Here is a 20,795-nt window from a genome sequence, read left to right as displayed (position 1 = left end):
TAGACAGCAAATTGCAGGCAGTTTGGACCTGAAAAAAAAAGACATCCCACCCCAGTAAAAAGGCCAAAAAATGGGGGGCTCCTTCCCACTATTAAGGAAAGGAGACTCCCATGCCCTGTTCAATTCTGAAAAACGTAGTGGTCATCGCACTTGTCGTCATGAGCACCCTTGCTCAGGCAGACGCCAGGCACGTTATCGACCAGCGTGACCCCAACTATCAGCAAGCAATCGATCACCTATCGAATGCTTCCGCAGCACTGGCACTCGCTCAGTCTGAGTTGAAGAAAGCAGAGGGCAAGCACCCCCTTCCCGGCCTCGACCTGGCTGGCATGTCCAGCTCGTTGAGCCCTGTTGAAGAAACGCTGCGAGTTCTACTCGTACCGGAGCGCAAGCGCCTCAAGCACCAGACGGCCATCCCTGATGGTGCCTTCTTTTACCCAACTCCAATTGGAGAATAAAACTATGCACGCAACACTGCTCAACACGGGTGTACGCCTGGATGACTGGCGGCGATTTGCCGTCTCATTGTTATTCCTGGCTGCTGCTCTGGCTCTACTTATCGTCCCAGAATTCGCCTTTGCCGCATTCAACGGCGACTTCGCACCAAACGAAGAACTGGTAACCAACACTGATAGCTCGTTGCTCAAGTGGTGGAAGGCTTTTGCTGGTTGGGGTCTGTACATCTCAGTAGCTGCCTTTTTGATCTCTGTGATTTTCATGGGTGGCAAGTTCTGGCTGATCCCAGTTGCCACCTGCCTGATCTGCTTGTTCGGTGAAATGTTCGTCACCGGCGTAAAAGGTCTGGCCGAGCTCTAAGGGGGCGGAATGGAACTGCGAGTCACAGAGGAACGCGATACGTTCGTATATGCCACTTCTCCGATTAGCTTCGGAGGGATCAGCAAAGAGGACTTGATTCTTTGGATGATTCCAATGGTGTTTGCTAACAGCCTTACCAATAACGGCCTTATTGCCTTCGGTGCAGGTTGCGTAACTCTGTGGCTTTACAAACGAGTTACAAAGCGAAAGCCACCGGGCCATATTGTTTTGTTGGCAACGGTGTGGATGGGGAAGCTTGAGAAGTCCGACGCTGCACAGAGGTTTCCGCCACTTCGTCAATTAGCGCGATGGTTGAACTCAGTAAACGCCAAGGTTTGGATAGATAAGGGTTTGATCCCAACCCACACATACTGCAATACCTATGAGCCATAACCATGTCAGCAAGTAACTACAAACCACCGTTGCGGTATTACAACCTGCTTGGCGCATCAGAATTGCGACAAAGCAGAATGATGATTGCATTTATTGCAGTCATCCTAGTCTTAGTCGCCGTTGTTGTTGCACTTGGGAAAATGAATCAGGAATTGCAGCGCACCAATATTGAATTGCAAGCGCAGCGCATTATGTATGGCTATCCAAATGCCGAAGGGGTGTTTGTAAGCGAAAATAGGGTTCCAGATCGCCACATTGTCGCGTTTGTTACCACCTTCCTGGACAACTATTACAACTTCACGCCTGAGTCCTCTTATACGAATGCCAATGAAGCATTGCGAATGATGTCTTCACGCTTGCGGGCTGCTCAGGAAGAAAACCTCAAAATCGTCGCGCGCCAATCTGCTGACCAACAAATCACACAGGTTTTTACAAAGTCTTCGCCTCTCAAAGTAACAATGGAGCCAAATCTGGGATATGTAATTTCCTTTACTGGCGAAAGACATCGCGCAACTTTGAACCGTAGTTTTGATAAGCGTAAATTCGATATCAAAATCCTTGTCAAACCAGTTAAGCCATCCAAACACTTTGAGTGGGCTGTCGTGGTTGACGAGTTCAAGATTCAGGAGATTTGAGGTTTGAAAAAGACCATTGTGACTGCGCTGGTTGCAGCAGTCTGCTCAACACATGTTTTTGCTAAAGAAGACGAATGCAACCGTTCGCCTCGCACTGTTGTTTATCACAACAGCCCTGTGGACGTTTTCATTTCAAATGACACACAGCGCGCTGAGGTGACATTCCCGGAGCCCTACCTTGAAGGCATTTATGTAGAGGTTACGGAAGGAATGAACTTCTACCGTACCCCCATTGATAACAAGCTTGCTTTTATGGCAACCGATCCTTTTTATACTGGTTTAGTGACTGTTGATGGCCCAAGTAAAAACAGTTACATCATTAGGCTCATTACTCGACCAGGATGCGCAGATAGTCAGGTCACTGTTTCAAACCAACCACTAGCCGATCGTTCGAAAACTGAACGAGATAGCCGTGGAAATGTTAAGGGGCTCATGCATTACCTGTACTCCGCAGATGAGGATGACACTCCTGGTGGTTACCGAAAGGAAGATTTCTCAAAGTTGAGCACTGCTGATCGTGAGGTTTTTCGTCAGGGCTCGCTGAGTTTCATTTTGCAAAGCCAACTGATCGGACCTCGCTATATTGGTACAACCTACGAGGTCATTAACAAAGGACGCACTGCAACTAAGGTTGCAATTGATCAGATCGATTACTCAAATCGTGCTGTTCGAAAGTCAATTGGAATTGCCCGAGAAGTATCAATGCTGCCTTCGTCCAGAATCCTAGGCCCTGCCCCGGAATTTGTAACAGAGGTGTATGGGGATACTCATCGGGGATTGTTGTTCATTGTTTCGGAGAAAGCACAATGACCAACACGGGAGCAGTGTCCGGCGAACAGAACGCACCAGTTCTACAAAAACGCATGCTTTTCGGGGCAGCAATTTTTGTGGGTGCCATTCTCCTCTTTAACGCGCTGAGCGATGGGAAGAAGGATGAGAGTACAGACCAAAAGGTTCCCAAGCCTATTACTCTGGGCACTGATCCAGTTAACACGATAACAGTTCAGGATCAGGATGCTGCACTTACTCAGTTTGCAAAAAAGATTGAGTCGCAAGAACTAAAAATAGAGACGCTGGAACGTAAGAATGAAGAACAGCGCTTACTAGATGATAAGAAACGGAGAGAAATCGAACAGCGTTTAAACACCGAGGTTCGCACACTCAGTGAAGCTCTGGCTCAACAGCGAAAGGACCAGATCGAAGGCACCTATCAGGCAGTAAATGCTGCTGATAACGATCCAGTCAGCCTGCCGGCTACCCCGGATGGCCTGCCTCCAATGGGGACAATGGAAGGTTTGAACTTTGACGGTTTGAACCTAGACATGACCTCCCCTACCCCGTCGAAATCGGTAGAGCCCAGGGCTCCCTTCGGACCTAACTACTTCATTCTCCGTCCTCAGATGGCGGCACCTGTTGCGACAAGTAAAAGTGGCGGGGGCATAAACGCCAGTGAGGAAGAGCTGTTTGCTGCAATGGGTCAACCTAATGCATCTGATTTCAACAGCACACCGTACAACTATCCGGGCGCACCAGGTGTTCAAACAAGCCAACAGCCACAGCAGCAGAACCAACAGCCTGGCAACCAGGTTCAACCCGTTGCTACAAATCCAGTTCAAGAGGTGCCGGCACGTGAAACGGAGACAATCCCTGCATTCTCATTTGTAGAGGTCACAACCCTTCATGGCGTTGCATGTCCAGTTGGTGCTAATGCGCCAGGCAGCTCTAGTGACAAGAACATACCAGCAAGGCCAGTGGTTCTCCCTGTGCGCGGTATTTTCCGTGGTCCGAATGGTTCAGCAAAAGATACTGGAACGATCCATTTGATGGGCCTTTGTTCCGGCCGGCGCACCTCAAGTTCAAACTCTGGCCGAGCGACGATTCGTGTAGAGCAAATGTCGTACTGGGATGCCAGTGGTGGAGCGCAGATGGTGGCGACAACGGGCTACATCGTCGATACGCGAGACAACGAACAGGATGTTTACGGTCGTCTTGATAAGACATCTGGCCGGACTCTGGCCCTACAGTCTGCTGCTGCTGCCGCAGCAGCCTATGCAACAACTTTGAGCCAGGCCGAATTCACAACACAAAACAACCTTACGAATGAAGGCACAAGCACGGCTACTTCACAGCTAACAGGCGACTCCACTAAGGCGGCAATGAGCCAAGGTGTTGCAGCACTTTTTACAAAAATCGGTCAACGCTTTGAAGCAGAAGCAAACGCCGCTGTTGACACCGTAATTGTCGAGCCCGGCATCAAACTGCGATTCGTTACTGACCAACCAATATCAATTTTGAAGCCAGCTGAGCAATTCAATCTCGATGGCACAAACAATGACGTTCTTTTGTAAGGGTTTCTGCATGCGAAATCTACTTTGCCTCTCTTTTCTACTCGCACTGCTAACCGGTTGTGCAAGTGAACCGAAGTTTCAGAACCAGGCATCTATGGATGATGTTTACAACGCAGTGCACGCAACAGCAGAGCGTGACACCGTTTCTCTACTACGAGAGGGCTTGCGCGCTCGGCCTGAACTTGGTTCGTCTGAGCCTTATTACCCAATCAGACATGCCGATGTTGTTGCCCCTGTATGGGTTGTTCCATACGCAGACAAAAAGACTGGGGTGAAGCACGGCGGACGGTGGAACTACATCGTCGTGGAGGAAGCCCAGTGGGCCGACTAATAGCTGGACTGTTCTTGACCCTAATGGTTACCTCAGCAAACTCAGAAGGTATTACTCAATACCATAAAGATGCGATTCGTGAGTACCACACGAAGCAGGTTATGGGCAGCGGTGAAGAGCTGACCAACCTGCAACAGGACGTTGTTTTATACAGAAAGTTATTTAAGAAACCAAACTTGATCGAACAACAGACACTACCTGAGCCTGACGCGGTTCCTTGGGTACAGATTTATAAGAAGGCCGATCTTTCATTTGGGAATACTTTGACTCTTGCTGCTCAAGGGAGCGGCTACGATGCGGTATTCCACCCAAGCATAAATCAATCCCTTATCGTAAAACTAAACAGCCAAGCAAACTCACTGGTAGACATAGCCGAATATCTTTCACGTGTGACCAACACTGATATCTCGGTATACCCAGAAGGTCGCGTGGTTATTGTTACACAAAAGGTACGTTAAAAATGGCCCATAATGCAGCGCACCTTTTCGATCCAGAACTTGCAGGTTTGGCACGTCGTGGTTATCAGGGCGGCATGCCGTTAGAATTGCTGTCAGATGCATTTGTATTTGAAGAGCATGGAAATTTTTTCCACACAACTGATGGTCGCTTCGCAAAGATTTGGAAGCTGAGCGGCATCGATGCATCGCTACTCAACAACGACAATCTATTTGCTGTCGCTGACTGTTTTGCTGACGTACTTAACAAATACCCTGACGGCTCATGCGGGCAATTTATACGGCACACGCACCGAGACATTCGGGGAATAATGTCCGCTTATCTGAATTCTATGGACCCAGAGGCCGGTGAATTTGCAAAAGCAATCGTGGACTCAATAGTCCAACGACAAACCACAGCATCTACCGCTGTTAATGGTTTCTTCGCTAGCCTCAGCCCTAAAGATTTCAAACAAATGCAAGAAGAGGCTCTTAACTCTGAGGGCCTTGCGATTGCTGAGGATAGCGTTCGAGATAATGTATCCAAGGCAATTAATCGCGAAATTAGTGTTGGTCGTTTCCCGTATGTAACTGACTTCTATCTAGTCTTTATATGGTCTCCCAGCTATATCCTTGGTAAGTTTATCGATAAGGCCGTTAAAGGTGCACTCGCATCGGTTGGGCTCGCAGACGCTAACAAACTTGCAGAGCAAGCGTACACAAAGCAATCGCAGGAATTTGGCCGTATTTGTAAGGATATTGGCCAAGCGCTAGCCTCGTACCATTTCAATCCAAAGGAGCTTACTGGGCAAGGTTATATTAACTGGCAATATCAGCTTTTGAATCCAGTGAGAAGCTATAACGTAGAACCTCCAGCGTATTCAAATGACATACCGGTATATGAATGCCTCAAAGAGAGCGTTGAGGTTCCTCGGACCCAGGCCCTGAATGGAGCTCTACCCTACTCATGGGTTGAAACAGAAGCCACTGGCTGGACAATTCATGACTCCGGGTACGACTATTATGTGCGGCCCGTTTCTTTAATTGGTAAGCCTAACAAGTCATTCCCTGGAATGCTCCAAATGGCTATGTCTGGGATCGAATCGGAGTCATTAGTTACAATTAACTGGCATGTTCCGGGTTCTTTAACGACTCAAGCAAGACTGATAGCTCGCGGGCGTTTAATCGCAGCCAAAAACTCAATGCGCATGGGTGACGCTGAAACCCGTAAACAGCAATCTGACGACTTGGACTATGTTCGCGCCCGTGTTACGTCTGAAAACATTCACAACAGGCAACAGTTCTTTGACACATCCCTGCACGTCAACCTTATGGGTTTTAATCACCAGTCTATTGATGAGCAAGCTGAACAGCTTAAAAACCTTTTGTGGCGCATGGGCCACAAAGAGGAATTGCGTGGCGATGCTGTAGTTCGTAACTCACTAGCACTTAATTATCGTGCCAGCAGCATGGCCCTTTTGCGTCGTGACACGCCGCATCTCACAGAAAGCTTGTCACATCTATGCCCATTGTTTTTGGAATATCAGGGCGTTAACGATCCCGCGATCCTGATGAATAACCGCGCTGGTCAACCGGTGTTTCTTGACCTGTGGGGCTCAAACGTCGTAACTGCACACAGTCTGATATGTGGCACAACTGGTTCAGGCAAGTCATTTACATTCAACAACCTATTGATGGGTCTTAGGGTTAAATATAAACCAAAGGTCTGGATTATTGATAAGGGTGATTCTTACGAATCACTATGCCTGGTTTTAGACGGAAACTACATTCGTTTAGCTACAGAACCTTTTGTTGAAAAGGCAACTGGCCGAACTATTAACCCTATTTGCATCAACCCGTTCTACTTGCAACAAAACGAAGATGGCATTACTGAAATGCCAACGAACAGCGATCTCTTTTTCATCGCCAGAATGCTTGTAATGATGATGACATCTGGGGATGGAAAGTCGAAGGTTCGGACGAATATCAACATGACTACCATTCCGTTGCTATACGATTCATTGCAGCGGTTTTTTGAAGACTGGATTTCCAAAACTCCAAACGATGAGCCTACATTCACTGACTATATTCCATATCTGGAAAAAACGAACTTTGAGGGCCAGTCAGGCAAAGAGCTTTGTCAAGCGCTTACGCTATTTCATGGCAAAGGGGCTTTTGCACCTTTGTTTGATGGGAAGTTGCAGGTAGATTGGGAAAATGACTTCACGGTGCTTGAAACTGCGCAAATGAGCGATAGCCCCGCCCTAGGCGTTGTTACTCTTGCGCTTTTCAGACAAATAAACCTGTACGCAAAGATCAAGTTAGACAAGTCTCGCAAAAAGATTGTGGCTGTGGACGAGGCCTGGGCAACGCTCTCCGACCCATCAGCAGCAAAAGCCCTCAGTAGCTTTTACCGTGAACTCCGTAAGTATGGTGGCGGCTGCTTGCTTATAAGCCAGACAGTCAAGGATTTCGTTGGGCTGATTAAAGCTGAGTCTGGTTCTGATTCATCTGACAGCCAGGGGGCATACTGGAAAACACCAGTCATTATTTCCTTTTGGCTTGCTCTGAGTCTGATTACAAGCTCGCAGTTGAAGAACTTGCCTTTACAACCGAGGAAATCAGTCTCTGGCGCTCGCTTGCATCATTACCTCCTATTTATTCGGAGGTCTTCTACAGGATGCGTACTTCGACAAGCCAATATTACTCAGGGGTATTCCGGCTTTTCGCAAGCGCAGTGTCACTTTGGATTTCTTCGACGCACCCTGATGATTCCTCTATGCGTCAAAAACGCACTCACGACTTAATGAAATCTCAAGGGATTGAAGAAGCTCTCGCGCGTCAACGTGCGATAGTTCAATTAGCTAAAGAACATCCATATGGAGCCAGGTTTAATGTCCATGAAGCAGCTTAATCTGTCAGCACTGTTGTTTTCACTGCTTTTAATTGGTGCTTGTAGCTCCAAGTATGAGCCACGAGAAACGATTATTGATGAGAAGACGGAGGTTAAGAAGTTTTACGCGCCCAAGACCGAGCTGGAACGCCGCGCATACGAGGAAGGCGTCAAGGATGTATTGGTCGATATGAAAGGCAAAATGAGAGCGCGGGACCGATTTACTTACGACAACCCAATTATCGAATGTGGCTTGCGAATTCCAGCCCGAGTAGTGAATGGGATGGTAATTCCTGAACACGAAGAATGCGTCCAAATTGCCCCAGGCCGTTGGACAGAAGAAGCACCTACCTACCTGCCTATGCTTGGGGACTCTGCAAATGACTGATAAAACTGCTCCTATCGCTCAGTTCCTTGGAAGCATCCAAAATGGACTGAACCGCCTGAGCGGGAAAGACCCGGAAGGCCAAAAGCCCGCGTCCAGCGACGATATCGTTGAGCTTGACGTAGAAGAGGTTATTGAGCAGCCAGGCCGGAACACCAAGGCCAACGGACCAGGCACACCTGACAACGAGTCAGTTTTGAGAGCTGAGCGGGAACCTTTGACTATTGATGTGGAGGCGATTGAAGAGCAGCCCTCCAGCAGAACAGTCGGCGATCGCCTAAAAGGGATGACCAAGAAGAAAAAGGCAGTCCTTGCCATTCTGGTGGTTGCCGTCGTCGTCGGATTAAAGAACCAGATGGAACCGGTCGCAGCACCAGAATTGACCGAAGCTCTCTCAGGGATCGAACAAGATAAAATTCCGTTTGTTGATGAACCTCAAGCAGAAACTGCTGAGCTCAATGCCGGTGCAGTTTTGCCTGAGACCAACTTTGCAGAGCAAGGTGTCGAATCAGAAGTCACCCCGATCGGGTTTGATCTGAACGAACCAATTGCAATGGCACCGGAGAAACCAGGTCAGGGTGTTGAGGGGCCTGTGACCAGTGAAGGCACGTCCGGGCAACCGCCCCTATCACTGGCGAACAATGCACCAGGCTTCAACCTGTCTGAACCGTTCGGTGAAGAACCAAACATTGAACCTGTGGCTTTAAAGACCGAGGCCGACACCAATGCCACTCCCCCCCTACATCGGCGTTGCCCTCCGGCCCGTTCGGAGATGATGTACCTGAACCCAAGCAGGAGGTTGCAGGTTTTGACCACGGAATCGGTGGCACCGCTTCTTCAAAACCGGATAGTGGTAAGCCTGTTTTGGAGAACACAGCGCTGCCAGATGAAGTGGCTGGACTGAAAGCTGAACTCGCGTCACGGGATGAACGCCTAAAGGCGTTGGAAGAGAAACTGGCCTTGTTGGAAGGTGGAAAGGCCAATACTTCTCTATCAACGTCACCTGCTAAGCCCCAAACGCTGCCGGTGCAGTCAAAGGCAAGTCAGAGCGTACCCCGCACATCCAAGGCACAGAAGGTTGCTATGGCCGTTGCGGCAGTACAACCTCGGCCTAATGTATGTGTCGTTGCGTTTGTTAAAGCCGCCCGTAACTGCGCTAGCTGTGTTGCCCATGCCATTCTGACTGTGAATGGCGCCGAAACGATGATTGGCACTGGCGATCACATCGCTGGCTACCGAACGTCAGTTCAGGGTGATCGACTCGACCTCCAAAACACCAATGGCGACGTTGTGCACAAGTTTTGGAGTGACCCGGATGGATGCAGAGCGGGTTGAAAAAGCCCAGCTAGTTGAGGTGTCTCAGGAGGATACGGTCCTCCTGGCACGCCTGTGCGACTATGTAAACCGCAATTATTTTTCGGGGCGGATCGATATAGCTGCGCGCTGGGAAATCCCAAGCGCAAGCGAATCGCCTGAACCCAAGCTTGATTTATCCTCCCTATCATCCGCTGAGATCGATGGACTCGCCTTAGCGGTTGAAGCGTATGCCCGCCGTGACTTCATCACTGCAAAAGAGCTAATCCAACCCTATGTAAAAATGGGTTTGCGAGACGCAGGTCAACTCTACGTCCGCATCCTAATGAGCCTCAAAGACGAGTCCTGGCCACTTGTTGCGAAGAAGCTTAATAAGTTTTGTGCAGATAGCCTGTGTGTGCCGGCAGCAAGCACAGAAATAGTGGATGGTGAGTCCACATTCCTGATTCATCCCGCCCTCTCGAAGTCAGTTGGGTATGGGGCACCAAGATATGTAATCAGGTACATCGTATTTCACGAAATGTTGCACATTTTTCTCAAGACTAATCCAAGTAACCCTCATCCCGATATTTTCCGGAATATGGAACAGGCATGTCCTGATAGACCAGATGCCATAGCCTGGCTTCAACGACACCAGTTCTCAACCATTGAGGACTCACTTCTATGAGACCGATGGTTTTGATGTTGATCTTACTCATCGGTGGTGCAATGCCTTGTCTTGCCTCCCCCTATCATCAATTGATTGACTCAGCTGCTAACCGAAATGGAATTGATCCATTTGTTCTAAGAACGATTGCACAAACCGAAACCAAAATGCGGCCTTGGACCTTCAACGTCGATGGTGAAGGTTTCTATTTTGAAAGCCGAGATAAAGCGATCACAGCGCTCTGGTCAATTTCGAAGTCACCGTGGATGGCTAAGGTATTACCCAGAAAAGGTGAAGGGAAAGCTATCAGACGCTTTTTCACATCACAACATGCTGCTCAAGCCTTCTTGAGTTCGTTTCAGCGGTCACGTGCGTCCCAGGGACTAGGCCTGTATCAGCAAAGAACAGACGCTTCCAAGGAAGTTGATTACGGCGAGTCTCGTGTTCGAAGGCTATGGATGGTTAACACAGACATTGGCATTGCACAGATCAATTACAGATTTCATGGCAAAGACATTGCAACTGTACAGCAATGGTTCGATCCAGCTTTTAACTTGAATTACGCTGCGTCATTTTTGGCGAAGCTAAAAGCCGAAACTGGCAGTGATCTTGCGGCAGCTGGACACTACCACTCACGAACAAAAGTCCACCGTGATAAGTACATGAAGAAATTCATGGAAGACTACAAGAAGGAGTTGGCGAATGAAGGCCTTTCTTATCCTCGCCGTTAGCATAGCTATATTCAGTCTTAATGCTGCTGCAAAAGAATCACAGCCAACTGAGGATCAGGTGGTTGGTGAAGGGCTTATGCTTATTTTAAAAGGCGAAAAGAAACGAGCTTGGGAGGTTTTGTTCCCTGAGGCTCAGAAAGGTAATGTCGTCGCTATGTATCATCTCGGCAGTCTGATGCTCCGGTCCCCTGAGTATCCGGACAATCTCGAAAGGGCTCAGCAGTTTTTCAAGGCAGCATCTCAGCGGGGTCATAAGGGCAGCCGAGCACTTCTTACTCAGGTTGAAGCAACTCTTTCAGCTCGCGCGAATAAAGCCCCGGCAAGCATTGCAGGTGTTTCAGGTGTTCCAACTACACCTGAGATGGCCTCAGCTCGGCAAAGAGTTGAGAAATATGCTGCTGAGGTTTTGCGGTATACAGGTACAGTTTCCCAAATAGAACCAAAGGTTACCATTAAGGCATTCTTCGAAGATGGAGCCGCTGGCACTAGCAATGGATATGCGGTTCTAGAAGGACTTAAAGCACAATTCCCCGAATCCATAAAATTAGAATATTTCGCGCTTATTGACCCAGCCACCTGGCAAGCAAACAAAGGCGTCGGTCAAGCAATATCAAGGATTCCAACAAATGGGTTCCTACCAGATTTTAGTGGACAAATCGCTGCGTCCCACGGCGTAAGAAATACGCCTGCCTTTGTTCTGATCACTCCTGGGGGTCGTTCGGTAGTATTAACAAACCCTCAGGATGTAATAAATCAAATTAAACGCCTGCTTTAAGGAGTTACAATGAAATCCTCTGTCAAACTCGGCTTTGCCTTTCTTGCAGGTGCCCTCGCTGTCAACATTCCTACCGTTTTCTCAAATGCGGCACAAGGTGATGCGTTTATTGTTGATGCCTTAGCTAATGCCTTATACAAGGTAGATGAATTTAAAGCCATGAAGGAACAGGAGAGCCTGGACAAGTTGCCGAACATCCTGGACTGCCAAAATATGCAGTGGATGAAAAACTGTACAGAGATCAATAACCAAGCTAAACGCAATCCTACTGCCCCACTCCGGGCCCAAAATGCCAATGGAATTGAATTCAACTTTGTACCTGGCACTCCTAGTGCAGTAATTCGTTTGCAACTCGAACAGACCCCAGAGGCAGCAGCGGCTGCCTTAACGTACATGGACACCACATGGGGCGAATACAAAAAGTCGGCCTCTTTGTACCAAATGGAAATGTGGAAACGTGGCCCTATGGATAACATCTTGGGGCTTGACCGTGCGAAGGCCGAAAGTGAAAAGCCTAAAGACATCGCGGTAGATAAACTTGGCCTTTCTGTTTTTGTTCACAGCCAATGCGGCGCTTGCGACATCCAGCTCACCACTTTGGCCACGCTACAAAATCGCTATCCTACTTTGAAAATCAAAATCTTTCAGGTTGATCAGGACATCGTTGCATTTAATCGGAAGGTTACATCTCGTGGACTTAAAGGAAGGCTTCTAAGTTCAGAAGAAGCTAACCGGGTTCTTGCTTCTGGCGTCGAAAAATGGCCAACAATTTGGATTGACAACAATTCAAATAAAAACCGCAACAAACTGTCTGGTACGCGCTCAATCGTACAAATCGAAGAAAGTCTTCAAGCTATGACCCATCTCAATATTGCAAGCCAGAAGTGAGAACGCATATGAAACTTACCAAACTTTCACTTGTAGTTGCGTTGACAGCAATGACCTCTGGCAATGCCTTTGCTGAAAACCTGCTATCAAATGTATTTTCCCCCCGCAGCAATGTAGACAAGGTTCAGGTTGAAGACCCATATGCCGAGGACAGTTCAAACTCGCCATGGGAAATGATGATGAATGAGGTAACGCTTCCGGACGGTCGTGTTCTTGATGGGCGCGCATCTGGCTTCGGCTCAGTAGGTGGTAGCACGTTCGATTCATTTGCACCATTTACCGGGCGGCAATCAAATCTAATCAGCGGGTATGGCTCATCAACGGTCGGATTCGGGTGCGACGGCATTAATTTAGGAAGCGTAATTGACGGCCAGCTTGCACAGTACGGAAGCATGGTTGAACAATTCATCCAGAACGCACCGGCTATGGCCATCATGTATTTGGCATACAGTCAGCCAACAGTTAAAGCCGTAATCGACGAGCTCAACATGGTTTCGCAATTTGGCCTCGACATGTCAAACATGACCTGTAGTGGAGTTCGCGCGATGGCTGATAAGTCGCTTGAGGATAAAAAGCAGACAATGGCTGAGGCCCAATGTACTGCCGAGGCAGGTTTCAAAGACCCTGAATGCATGAGCGGTGAAGGAATTTCCGATTCGTTGATTAGCATCATGCGTGAAACCAAGACGGCAGTTAATGACCGCGCGGGCTCTCTGATGTCCGGGGTGTCGAGCGCAACAGGCGGAATTGTAAAATTCAACGGTGGTGTGGGCGGTACTGGCCAAGCTGGAACCCCAAGTTCACCAGGAACTCCCGGTAGCACCGCTGAAAGTATTAGCGGCAGGTCTTGTGGCAGTGTTGAAATAAAGGGGCTTCTTGGCCTTATTCTTTCTGCCTCGGAATTAACCTGTGAAGACATTAAAAACTATGCCGGCCTCTTACCGAACTATGAAACCGAAGAGGACGTTCAAGGTGTAATTCCGCGTCAAATGACACTGCAAGATGTTTCTAAGAAGCTTACAGCCCAGTATTACGAATGGGTTATGAACATTCTTGCAACTGACGAGGATACATTTGTCGAAAGCAATGGCTTTAAAGCAATCGCAAACCGAATTGGGATGGTCATCACTGACCATGAGCACCGTGCTCTTGTTAAGCTGAGTAAAACACAGCCAACAGAATTCATCGCTGTAGTGAGGAACATTGCCACCATAGCAACATTCAAAGACCTGGGTGGTATTGTGAATCGTCTTGAAGTTGGCGTATTAACCGGCATCCAAAACCAACCGAATAGCGAATATATTACTCCACGACAGATTGACCAATATAATCTTGCGATAAAGACATTGCGCTCTGAACTAAATGCGATGACTGAACAGGTCAACTTTGATCGTGTCGGCCTGTCTGTTCTGAACGGGGCAAAATAACCATGGATGAATCTTGGCTTTATCTAAAGATATTAAGCGGGGCAATGCTGGAACTGGTCCAGTATTACTTCACCTTATGGGCCGCTTATCACAAAGCAATAAAGGCGGCTGCAATTGCAATCATTTTCTCAGCCGGCTTGGCTTGGATGGGCTTGCAGGTTCTTCGCTCTCCATTGGATAAGCTTCGAGGACTTCTTGGGGTAATGGTTGTACTTACAGCCTGTGGAATTGTCTTATCTTCATCTGACCGCTCATCTGGAATGTATTTAGGCAACAGTCAAAACGGAATTCCTGTTGCGAATGGCACATACTGGTCTTTTGCACTTGTAGGTGGTTTTTATAAAACCTTTAAATCGGCTATCGATTCTGTTTTTGACGCTGAACTAGGCGAAACTTACGGGGGCATTGGTGGGCCTCAACGTGAAGCGATGATGATCGCCTACGACGACACAGCAACAAAGAATGCGAAAGCATTTGAAGGCACCCCGGCCCATGCCGTGTACCTTGACTATATGGCGAACTGCAACACCGCAGCACTAAAGTCGTTTGGAACAAATTCTAAAACAGAAGCACTCAAGGGCGTTGGCCTTCTCAATTCGTCTCGAATCGCAATCGATGAAAGAGATACAAGTGTTTTAGCTGCAACTGCTACAAGGACAAAAGAGCTTTCAGGCCAGTACATTGAAGCAATATATTCGTCGATGGGTCCATCTGATTACTGGATCACTGATAAGTTCAAGGCAGCGGCTGCGCAAATCGTTGGTGGAGTAACTGCGGGCGCTATAGGGGCTTATGAAGGCGGCTACAACGGCAGTAAAATTGCTGAGCAGAAAGCAGCAGGCGAAGAAGCTCTTCGAGCTATCCCAGCTGAAAACAACCCTTATGATGGAAAGACGGTCGGCTATCGAATTCCAACAAAAGCGTATTTTGATAAGTTGAAAGGAATAGAAAATTCGTCCCCTGAATTCTATTCAGCAGAAACTGACCTTGGCGGTCGTTTTGTACAAAAGGGATATGCAAATGATGTCCCGGTAGCGCCGGGCGACGAAACGCAAGCTACTCAACTGTTTTATCCAAAAAATTGCTCAGATGCGTATGAATTGGCATCCGAGGCGATTAAGGCTTGGCGTGACTCAAATGCTGGAGACCCCAAGTTCGAAGGAAGCCAGGTTGCCGGTGCTCACATGAGTTTGTCGGCAGCACAACAAATGTCAGAGCGGGCCCAGGGGATTGTTGAAGAGCGTATCAAGGCTGCTGGTGGTAAGGACATCGACCTTGGCAGTTCTGATGGATTCAATGATGCGGCCGATAATATCTATGCCATGGGCCTTGAAGTCAGCGCTACAATTTCTGAGTGGATGCTGAGATACAAAGTACCAATGACGATTACCACCATGGCCATGGTGGCGGCTGGGTTGCTTATTACCTTTCCAATGTTTTGCGCAATGGCAGTGTTTCTTGGCTCGGGCATTCTCTGGACGTATTTAAAACTTCTTGTGTTCACCTTTCTTGTGGTGTTCATCAATGATCTTTTTCTTGGCATGGCAGCTTCTGCAATTGCAGGCAACGCCATTTCCGCATCATCTGATGCAGGTTATATACCTGGTTCAGGTAGTCTTGCCGCTGACATGGCTGCTTCATATACAAAGGCAATTGTATTTTCGGCGCTGACAGTTTTAGAGATTATCGTTGCCAAACTGTTGCTTTGGGATGATGTCAAGTCTCTTGGTGGGTTCAATCCAGGAAGCATGGGAACTTCCAGCGCAGTTGGTGGACTTCAAGCGATTGGATCAGCGGCACTTGCTGTCGCCACGCTGGGCAAGGGGCTGGTCGCAGCTAAGGCCGCAGGTGCTGTTTCAGGTGCAGGTGCGTCCAAGGTATTGGGTGCGAGTGCTAAGGCTATGAGCTACGCATCAAAGGGTCTTTCGTCCTCAACAAGCATGTCCCAGACAGTGAACACCACCTACAGGACGGCTACCACTGCTGCCAGCGCCTTCAAAGGGCTTGTGCCAAAGCCTCCGGCAGTTAAGCAAGACGGCGATGGAAAGAAAGGAAAGCCGTAATCGATTTAAAAACCCGGCTTTGCCGGGTTTTTTTTGATTAGATGTTGAATAGCACACGCCCACAGTTATAGGTTTCAACGACCCCGATCTCTGGACTTATCATGAAAACGACTATCCCATTGGCTTTCGCCCTCGCCCTAGCGGTTTCAGGTTGCAACGATGCATCAGAACAACAGCCCCGATCTACTGCCTTTGACTACGTTGCCACCCTGGCCAAACCCGTAGCATTTCAGCTTCCAGCAGGCACAGGAAGTCGCGGCGCCAAGACAGTCCAGAGCCAAGGCAGTGGCCAGGGCCGAGTCGAGCCAGTGGCTTTTCGAATGCCGAAATCATGGACTGTTTACATGGCCACCAGCGTCTATACCGATGGTCGAACTCCCCGAAGTCAGCGAGTAGTCACGGACATTGGCCACATGAAAGCATTGGCCAATTACCTCGAAAGCAACGGTATCCGTGAAAAGGTTTCTCTCGTATGGCTGCAATATGACGATATTCCGACTGGCCAAGGTGCCCTCGCAAACGAGGCTGATAAAGGCTGGGACTTCCTTCCAAATGCCCTTAGCTGGATCGATTCCAGCAAGTATTTCGACTGGTATGTAGTTTCGCCGGCATCACGCTTTGGTAAAAAGGGAACCCTTCGCTATGACCAGTGGCTATCCCCATACCTATGGTATGCCAACACACCCAGTGGTCGAACGCTCAAGGATTTTGACTTGGAGCAAGGAGCTGGCGACTACAAATCCAAATTTTGGGACAACTGGAACCGTCATTTTTTCCTAGTCAACCCAGAAGGCTTGGCCGTTGAAAGCTGGGTGGGGGTTGGCTCGAACCTGGTTCATGTGTTCCCTGACCGGGTGATGGCAGCAGTTACTCACCATTTGGGCTTGGAACCCTCAAGCGTTATTTACCCTGAGGTAAACAGGGATGGGAAATATTTTTCGGACTACAAACCACCAGTCGAGGATCAGCTTCTCAACACGGTGAACCACATTGAGGAAAATACCAGTGATCGGTGAGGTACTTGTGGGGCGCAACTCGGCCTTCTTGCTTGATGCCTGCGGCAATTTAATCAAGCGGACAACCACAGGCCCTGCACAGGCTCTAATCCCATTTGCGACTGAAATAGTGTCATCGGCTTCTGACTTAGAGCACCCATTGGCATGGACGATAACGCCAGCGGCTGTTATCGAACGGATTCGGTTTCTGCCAGGCACTCTTACTGTTGGAACTGAGCTGGAGACCGTTATAAAGACGGATACCCTGCCTACATCGTCGTTCCCATTTGTGCAGCCTACTGAGTTCGACGATGCCGCCGAGGCTACTGAACAAGCAATATCGATGTGGGAAGCTGCGGGCTCAACTGATCCCTTGCGTTCGCAAATTGAAGAGGCACTGCTAGCTTCTGGTGTTCATCGAATTCCCCGAATCAAATCTTTCAATCCAGCAGTCCACATCAAGGCTGCGCAGGCCGGTAGCTTTGAAGTAATTTCGGATGGTTGGATGTCGTGTATGAAGGTTTACCGAAAATCTGTCGTGCGAACGAATTAACTGCCTTTCCATTGCAATTCGGCAGAACACTGAGGTCTAAGATGCTTGTGACAACTAACAACGATGGCAAGAACCGTGGACTTCTCGCAAAGGTCAACATTGATTATCTACAGGAAGATGATGCCTACGAGGTCAACTCGGAAATCAAAGCTTGGCCTGTTTCGAAGAATCCCTTTATTTCCAGGATGGCATCCGCTGTGAAACCAGGGTCAATGTTGCCGGTCATGCCAGTTGCTACCTTCGAGAATTTCGTGGGTGCACTGACTGAAATGAATCCGACACGGACCTTCACGTTCGCAGCTGAGTTGTCTCAGGTTGATGGAGTAGTCCACTTGGCTGCACACCTGCTGGACATACACACTGGAGAAGAGCCACCAATAAAGGCAGATAATGGCGGGTTCTTCACCTACGCAATGCATTGGTTCAGCTCGCGCTATCCGGCAGTAACGCTTTCGGTCACAAAGTCAGCCTTATTTTGGGTCCACTAAGTGGCGCCGGCTGATGTAAAACCACCCTCGCTTTCATCGATCGCACGGGCTTTCTATCAGCAGCTTGTCCTGTCACAGGATACGGTTCATGAACTCGTGATAAATCCCGACATGACTATAGGCTGCATTGAACGATCTGCTGGATTACCACCACTTGTCTCTGGTCACGGTGACCATCGGGTTCTTACCAGGGCGCTGAGTGGATACCGACGCTGGGATAAGCCGTTTCGGCTATTGGGCTTGCATTCCCAAGGCTTAACTGAATTCTGGCTTGAATAGAAGAACGCCAGCATCTCTGCTGGCGTCCATTCTATAGCCCCACATGAATCTGAAGCAGTGGGTCAACTCTCTCCAAAGGCGGCTCAGCAACCAGTTCAGGTTGAACGCTTACCTGGGCTGGCACAGGTAAATCCGGCTGAACCACCTTAGGAGGTTCAAGGGCAACCACTTGCTCTGTGTGCCGCCCCGCCTTCTTCGCTTCCAGTTCCTGCATTGCTGCAACGACATCCTGGGGCTGCATTTTGCTAAGCATTGCATGCCGGCTCAGCAAATTCAGGAAAACCATCGTCCGGATTCCCTGAGCCATTTCCTTGTATCGCTTATGAAGACGCGGGTAGAGATCAGCCCGGACAGTGATTTTGACAGTCATTTTTGGCGTGGCGGCAGCTGGTGCTGGCGTGTAATCCGCCATGATGATTGGCCACTTATCAAGGCAGGCCTCAGCGATGGCCAGGATCATGTGGTTGCCAATGCGTCGATTGTTACCCGATAGAATTTCAATCAAAGCATCGTGGTGACCACCAATCAGATCGCCACGAACGATGACATTGGTTGGCACGACTCCCTCAGTCATACCTTGCCAGCTCGTGGCAGTATTTGGGTTTTGAAGAAGCGGAAATAGCCATTCACCACGCTATTCCCAGGATTGCTCCCCATCAAAATTGGACATTTGATGTACTGCTTGATCAGCTCTCGACCCAGGACCACCGCACCGCCACCCGCCATTACGATGCCGTTAAGGAAGTTCGTTGAGCCCCACACCTGGTTTACGACTCGTGTCAGCAGATCATCAGCAAAGTCCTTGCGAACAGGAAGACTGATTGGCCCGATATCGAGCATTTTGCCTTGCCATGGAATGCCACCACTCCGAAGCCAAAAATCCATGGAGAATTCAGTCGTCTGCTTGTCCAGCGCGAAATCCTTGGGAAGCCGGGCATCACGCTTCCCAATACGTTCGTTCAGCTGCTCAGGTGTTTTCAGCTGAGTGAAAAGCTGCCTATGGATGTCAGAAACACCTTTGGATTCGCCGTGGTGCACATCACTGACTTTGCCATTGTTGAACTGGCCTACGTCAGTGGTGCCGTGCCCGATATCAATGATCCCGATTTTGCCCTTCGTAACGAAATCCAGAGGAACTAGGTTCCCGCTTTCATCAACCAGTTGATCGTCGAACCAAGCAGCAGCCCACTGAGGAATGACCTTTATATGACCAGGGTGGTATCCCTCATCCAAAGCCCAGCGCTTTAGGTTCTTCTCGAACTCAGCGGAGTGGGTTCGGTGAAACTCAGTTGGCAGACCGGTGATGATCAGGGGGTTTTTAACCCCAGCAAGAGAGAGAGCTCGAAGAAACAAGACACGAATCGCCTCCGACGAATAAAAGGCAGAGTCCGTGCTACGGGATACAGCGCCTTCCTCACGACAATCATCCCCGATCAGATACCGCTTCCCATCTTGGGTCTTGAAATGTGGCTTGCTGAATTCACCTCCGAGGCCGGCAGAACCGTTGTAGGGAGCTACTAAGGAAGCGAATTCGCCTCGGTTACCGTTTCCAGCAATGTAGCTCGTGATCCCATTGCCCAGGTCGATGGCGACAATTTCTGTCTCCTTCATTTAAATACTCCCCTCGTTAGTCCAGCAGGCGTTGGAACAGGCTGCGCAATCCAGCCCATCGTTCCATAGCACCTGCAATTTGCTTTTGTTGATGCAGAATCGCTTTTGTGTGCTTACCGAGATAGCAGTGTGAAATCAGCTCCTTTGTGATCCACGGGGAACACGATCTCTGCCGGCGCCCAGCAAGCGCACCCTCAACCTCATCCGCCGTTGGTTCCCGCCCAAGGGTTTTGGCCAAGGCGCCTTTCAGCTCACGCTGGATCAAGCTGGCCTTGTACTCCTGGATCGGCTTCGAATTCCGACGCCCCGAACTTCGGCTGATATGAGTCACAACACGAAATTGCGGCAAGGTAGGGCCAAGCCGATCGGTCCCACGGACATCCGAACGACAGATGATTGATCTATATCGTACAGGCTGCCTCTTAGCATTGAACTCGAATACGTGGTCATTTAGCTCTGCATCGACAGCCTCAAAGTCCGAAACCAGTTCAGATAGTCGTGACGCACAAGCCAACCCATAGGCGCTAACTAGCCCTACCCATTCATCAGCTAACGATGTCGAAGGCACCGTCTTTCGCTGCGGGAACGGGACTTTGAGAACCCCATACCTGGTTACCTCGGCAACCAGGTCCGCCAGTGAACAGATGTGAGGTATAGCTTTCGTGGTCTGAGCTCTGCCAATAGCAGGGGTTAAGACTCGACGCATCTCGGTGGGCTCAAGAGTTAGGAGCGATATCGTTTGCTCCCTCGATCCGTCGTCGGAACGTAGGGACAGGTAGAGATTGCCGTT

Annotated in this window: 22 protein-coding genes; 20 read left to right on the top strand and 2 right to left on the bottom strand. The window is 49.1% G+C overall.

What is annotated here, in order from left to right:
- Window positions 1-110 precede the first annotated feature (110 nt).
- The 20 genes from AC0T4W_RS00725 (at window position 111) to AC0T4W_RS00630 (ending at window position 18,115) form a co-directional block, all read left to right on the top strand.
- Complete coding sequence (locus AC0T4W_RS00725; protein ID WP_476314771.1) at window positions 111-458, top strand: hypothetical protein; 348 nt, start codon at window positions 111-113, stop codon at window positions 456-458.
- Between the two features lie 4 nt (window positions 459-462).
- Window positions 463-816: a hypothetical protein gene (locus tag AC0T4W_RS00720; protein ID WP_476314768.1), complete on the top strand. Its 354-nt coding sequence runs from the start codon at window positions 463-465 to the stop codon at window positions 814-816.
- Window positions 817-825: 9 nt separating this feature from the next.
- Window positions 826-1,209, top strand: coding sequence for a hypothetical protein (locus AC0T4W_RS00715; protein ID WP_476314766.1), 384 nt, complete (start codon window positions 826-828; stop codon window positions 1,207-1,209).
- A 2-nt stretch (window positions 1,210-1,211) separates the two neighbouring features.
- Window positions 1,212-1,844, top strand: coding sequence for a hypothetical protein (locus tag AC0T4W_RS00710; protein WP_476314763.1), 633 nt, complete (start codon window positions 1,212-1,214; stop codon window positions 1,842-1,844).
- 3 nt (window positions 1,845-1,847) lie between these two features.
- A complete protein-coding gene (locus tag AC0T4W_RS00705) occupies window positions 1,848-2,654 on the top strand; it encodes a hypothetical protein (protein WP_476314760.1) in 807 nt (268 codons plus the stop codon).
- Window positions 2,651-4,192 (top strand): TraB/TrbI/VirB10 family type IV secretion system protein, encoded by a 1,542-nt coding sequence (locus AC0T4W_RS00700; protein ID WP_476314757.1) that lies wholly within the window; start codon window positions 2,651-2,653, stop codon window positions 4,190-4,192. The genes AC0T4W_RS00705 and AC0T4W_RS00700 overlap by 4 nt, the downstream gene beginning before the upstream one ends.
- The gene (locus tag AC0T4W_RS00695) at window positions 4,164-4,523 is read left to right on the top strand and encodes a TraV family lipoprotein (protein WP_476314754.1); all 360 of its coding nucleotides are present in this window, start codon (window positions 4,164-4,166) and stop codon (window positions 4,521-4,523) included. Before AC0T4W_RS00700 ends, AC0T4W_RS00695 begins: the two co-directional genes overlap by 29 nt.
- Before the next feature lie 23 nt (window positions 4,524-4,546).
- Window positions 4,547-4,981, top strand: a complete 435-nt coding sequence (locus AC0T4W_RS00690) for a hypothetical protein (RefSeq protein WP_476315017.1) — start codon at window positions 4,547-4,549, stop codon at window positions 4,979-4,981.
- A 2-nt stretch (window positions 4,982-4,983) separates the two neighbouring features.
- Entirely contained in the window at window positions 4,984-7,764 is a 2,781-nt protein-coding gene (locus tag AC0T4W_RS00685; RefSeq protein ID WP_476314751.1) for a VirB4 family type IV secretion system protein, read from the top strand.
- Between the two features lie 87 nt (window positions 7,765-7,851).
- Window positions 7,852-8,238 (top strand): hypothetical protein, encoded by a 387-nt coding sequence (locus tag AC0T4W_RS00680; protein ID WP_476314748.1) that lies wholly within the window; start codon window positions 7,852-7,854, stop codon window positions 8,236-8,238.
- A complete protein-coding gene (locus AC0T4W_RS00675) occupies window positions 8,231-9,139 on the top strand; it encodes a hypothetical protein (protein WP_476314745.1) in 909 nt (302 codons plus the stop codon). The genes AC0T4W_RS00680 and AC0T4W_RS00675 overlap by 8 nt, the downstream gene beginning before the upstream one ends.
- A 303-nt stretch (window positions 9,140-9,442) precedes the next feature.
- Window positions 9,443-10,216, top strand: coding sequence for a hypothetical protein (locus AC0T4W_RS00670; protein ID WP_476314742.1), 774 nt, complete (start codon window positions 9,443-9,445; stop codon window positions 10,214-10,216).
- Window positions 10,217-10,230: 14 nt separating this feature from the next.
- Window positions 10,231-10,926, top strand: a complete 696-nt coding sequence (locus AC0T4W_RS00665) for a lysozyme family protein (protein WP_476314739.1) — start codon at window positions 10,231-10,233, stop codon at window positions 10,924-10,926.
- Window positions 10,898-11,701, top strand: a complete 804-nt coding sequence (locus tag AC0T4W_RS00660; protein WP_476314736.1) for a sel1 repeat family protein — start codon at window positions 10,898-10,900, stop codon at window positions 11,699-11,701. The genes AC0T4W_RS00665 and AC0T4W_RS00660 overlap by 29 nt, the downstream gene beginning before the upstream one ends.
- Before the next feature lie 9 nt (window positions 11,702-11,710).
- Window positions 11,711-12,589, top strand: coding sequence for a hypothetical protein (locus AC0T4W_RS00655; protein WP_476314733.1), 879 nt, complete (start codon window positions 11,711-11,713; stop codon window positions 12,587-12,589).
- Window positions 12,590-12,597: 8 nt separating this feature from the next.
- The gene (locus AC0T4W_RS00650; protein ID WP_476314730.1) at window positions 12,598-14,016 is read left to right on the top strand and encodes a hypothetical protein; all 1,419 of its coding nucleotides are present in this window, start codon (window positions 12,598-12,600) and stop codon (window positions 14,014-14,016) included.
- A 2-nt stretch (window positions 14,017-14,018) separates the two neighbouring features.
- Window positions 14,019-16,079 carry a hypothetical protein gene (locus tag AC0T4W_RS00645; RefSeq protein ID WP_476314727.1) on the top strand — a complete coding sequence of 687 codons (2,061 nt, stop codon included), beginning with the start codon at window positions 14,019-14,021 and terminating at the stop codon, window positions 16,077-16,079.
- Window positions 16,080-16,180: 101 nt separating this feature from the next.
- On the top strand, window positions 16,181-17,095 hold the full coding sequence (locus AC0T4W_RS00640) for a hypothetical protein (protein ID WP_476314724.1): 915 nt from the start codon (window positions 16,181-16,183) through the stop codon (window positions 17,093-17,095).
- A complete protein-coding gene (locus AC0T4W_RS00635; protein ID WP_476314721.1) occupies window positions 17,085-17,627 on the top strand; it encodes a hypothetical protein in 543 nt (180 codons plus the stop codon). Before AC0T4W_RS00640 ends, AC0T4W_RS00635 begins: the two co-directional genes overlap by 11 nt.
- 41 nt (window positions 17,628-17,668) lie before the next feature.
- Window positions 17,669-18,115, top strand: coding sequence for a hypothetical protein (locus AC0T4W_RS00630; protein WP_476314718.1), 447 nt, complete (start codon window positions 17,669-17,671; stop codon window positions 18,113-18,115).
- A gap of 310 nt (window positions 18,116-18,425) precedes the next feature.
- On the opposite strand, the gene AC0T4W_RS00625 is transcribed toward AC0T4W_RS00630, so the two are convergent.
- Together AC0T4W_RS00625 and AC0T4W_RS00620 are read right to left on the bottom strand one after the other, a co-directional pair.
- Window positions 18,426-18,953: a hypothetical protein gene (locus tag AC0T4W_RS00625; RefSeq protein WP_476314715.1), complete on the bottom strand. Its 528-nt coding sequence runs from the start codon at window positions 18,951-18,953 to the stop codon at window positions 18,426-18,428.
- A gap of 11 nt (window positions 18,954-18,964) precedes the next feature.
- A complete protein-coding gene (locus AC0T4W_RS00620; RefSeq protein ID WP_476314712.1) occupies window positions 18,965-20,005 on the bottom strand; it encodes a ParM/StbA family protein in 1,041 nt (346 codons plus the stop codon).
- Window positions 20,006-20,795: the final 790 nt, after the last annotated feature.

Source organism: Pseudomonas sp. C7.1 (assembly GCF_056312395.1).
The sequence above is the reverse complement of the archived record's forward strand: the minus strand, read 5'-3'. Positions and strand labels throughout refer to the sequence as shown.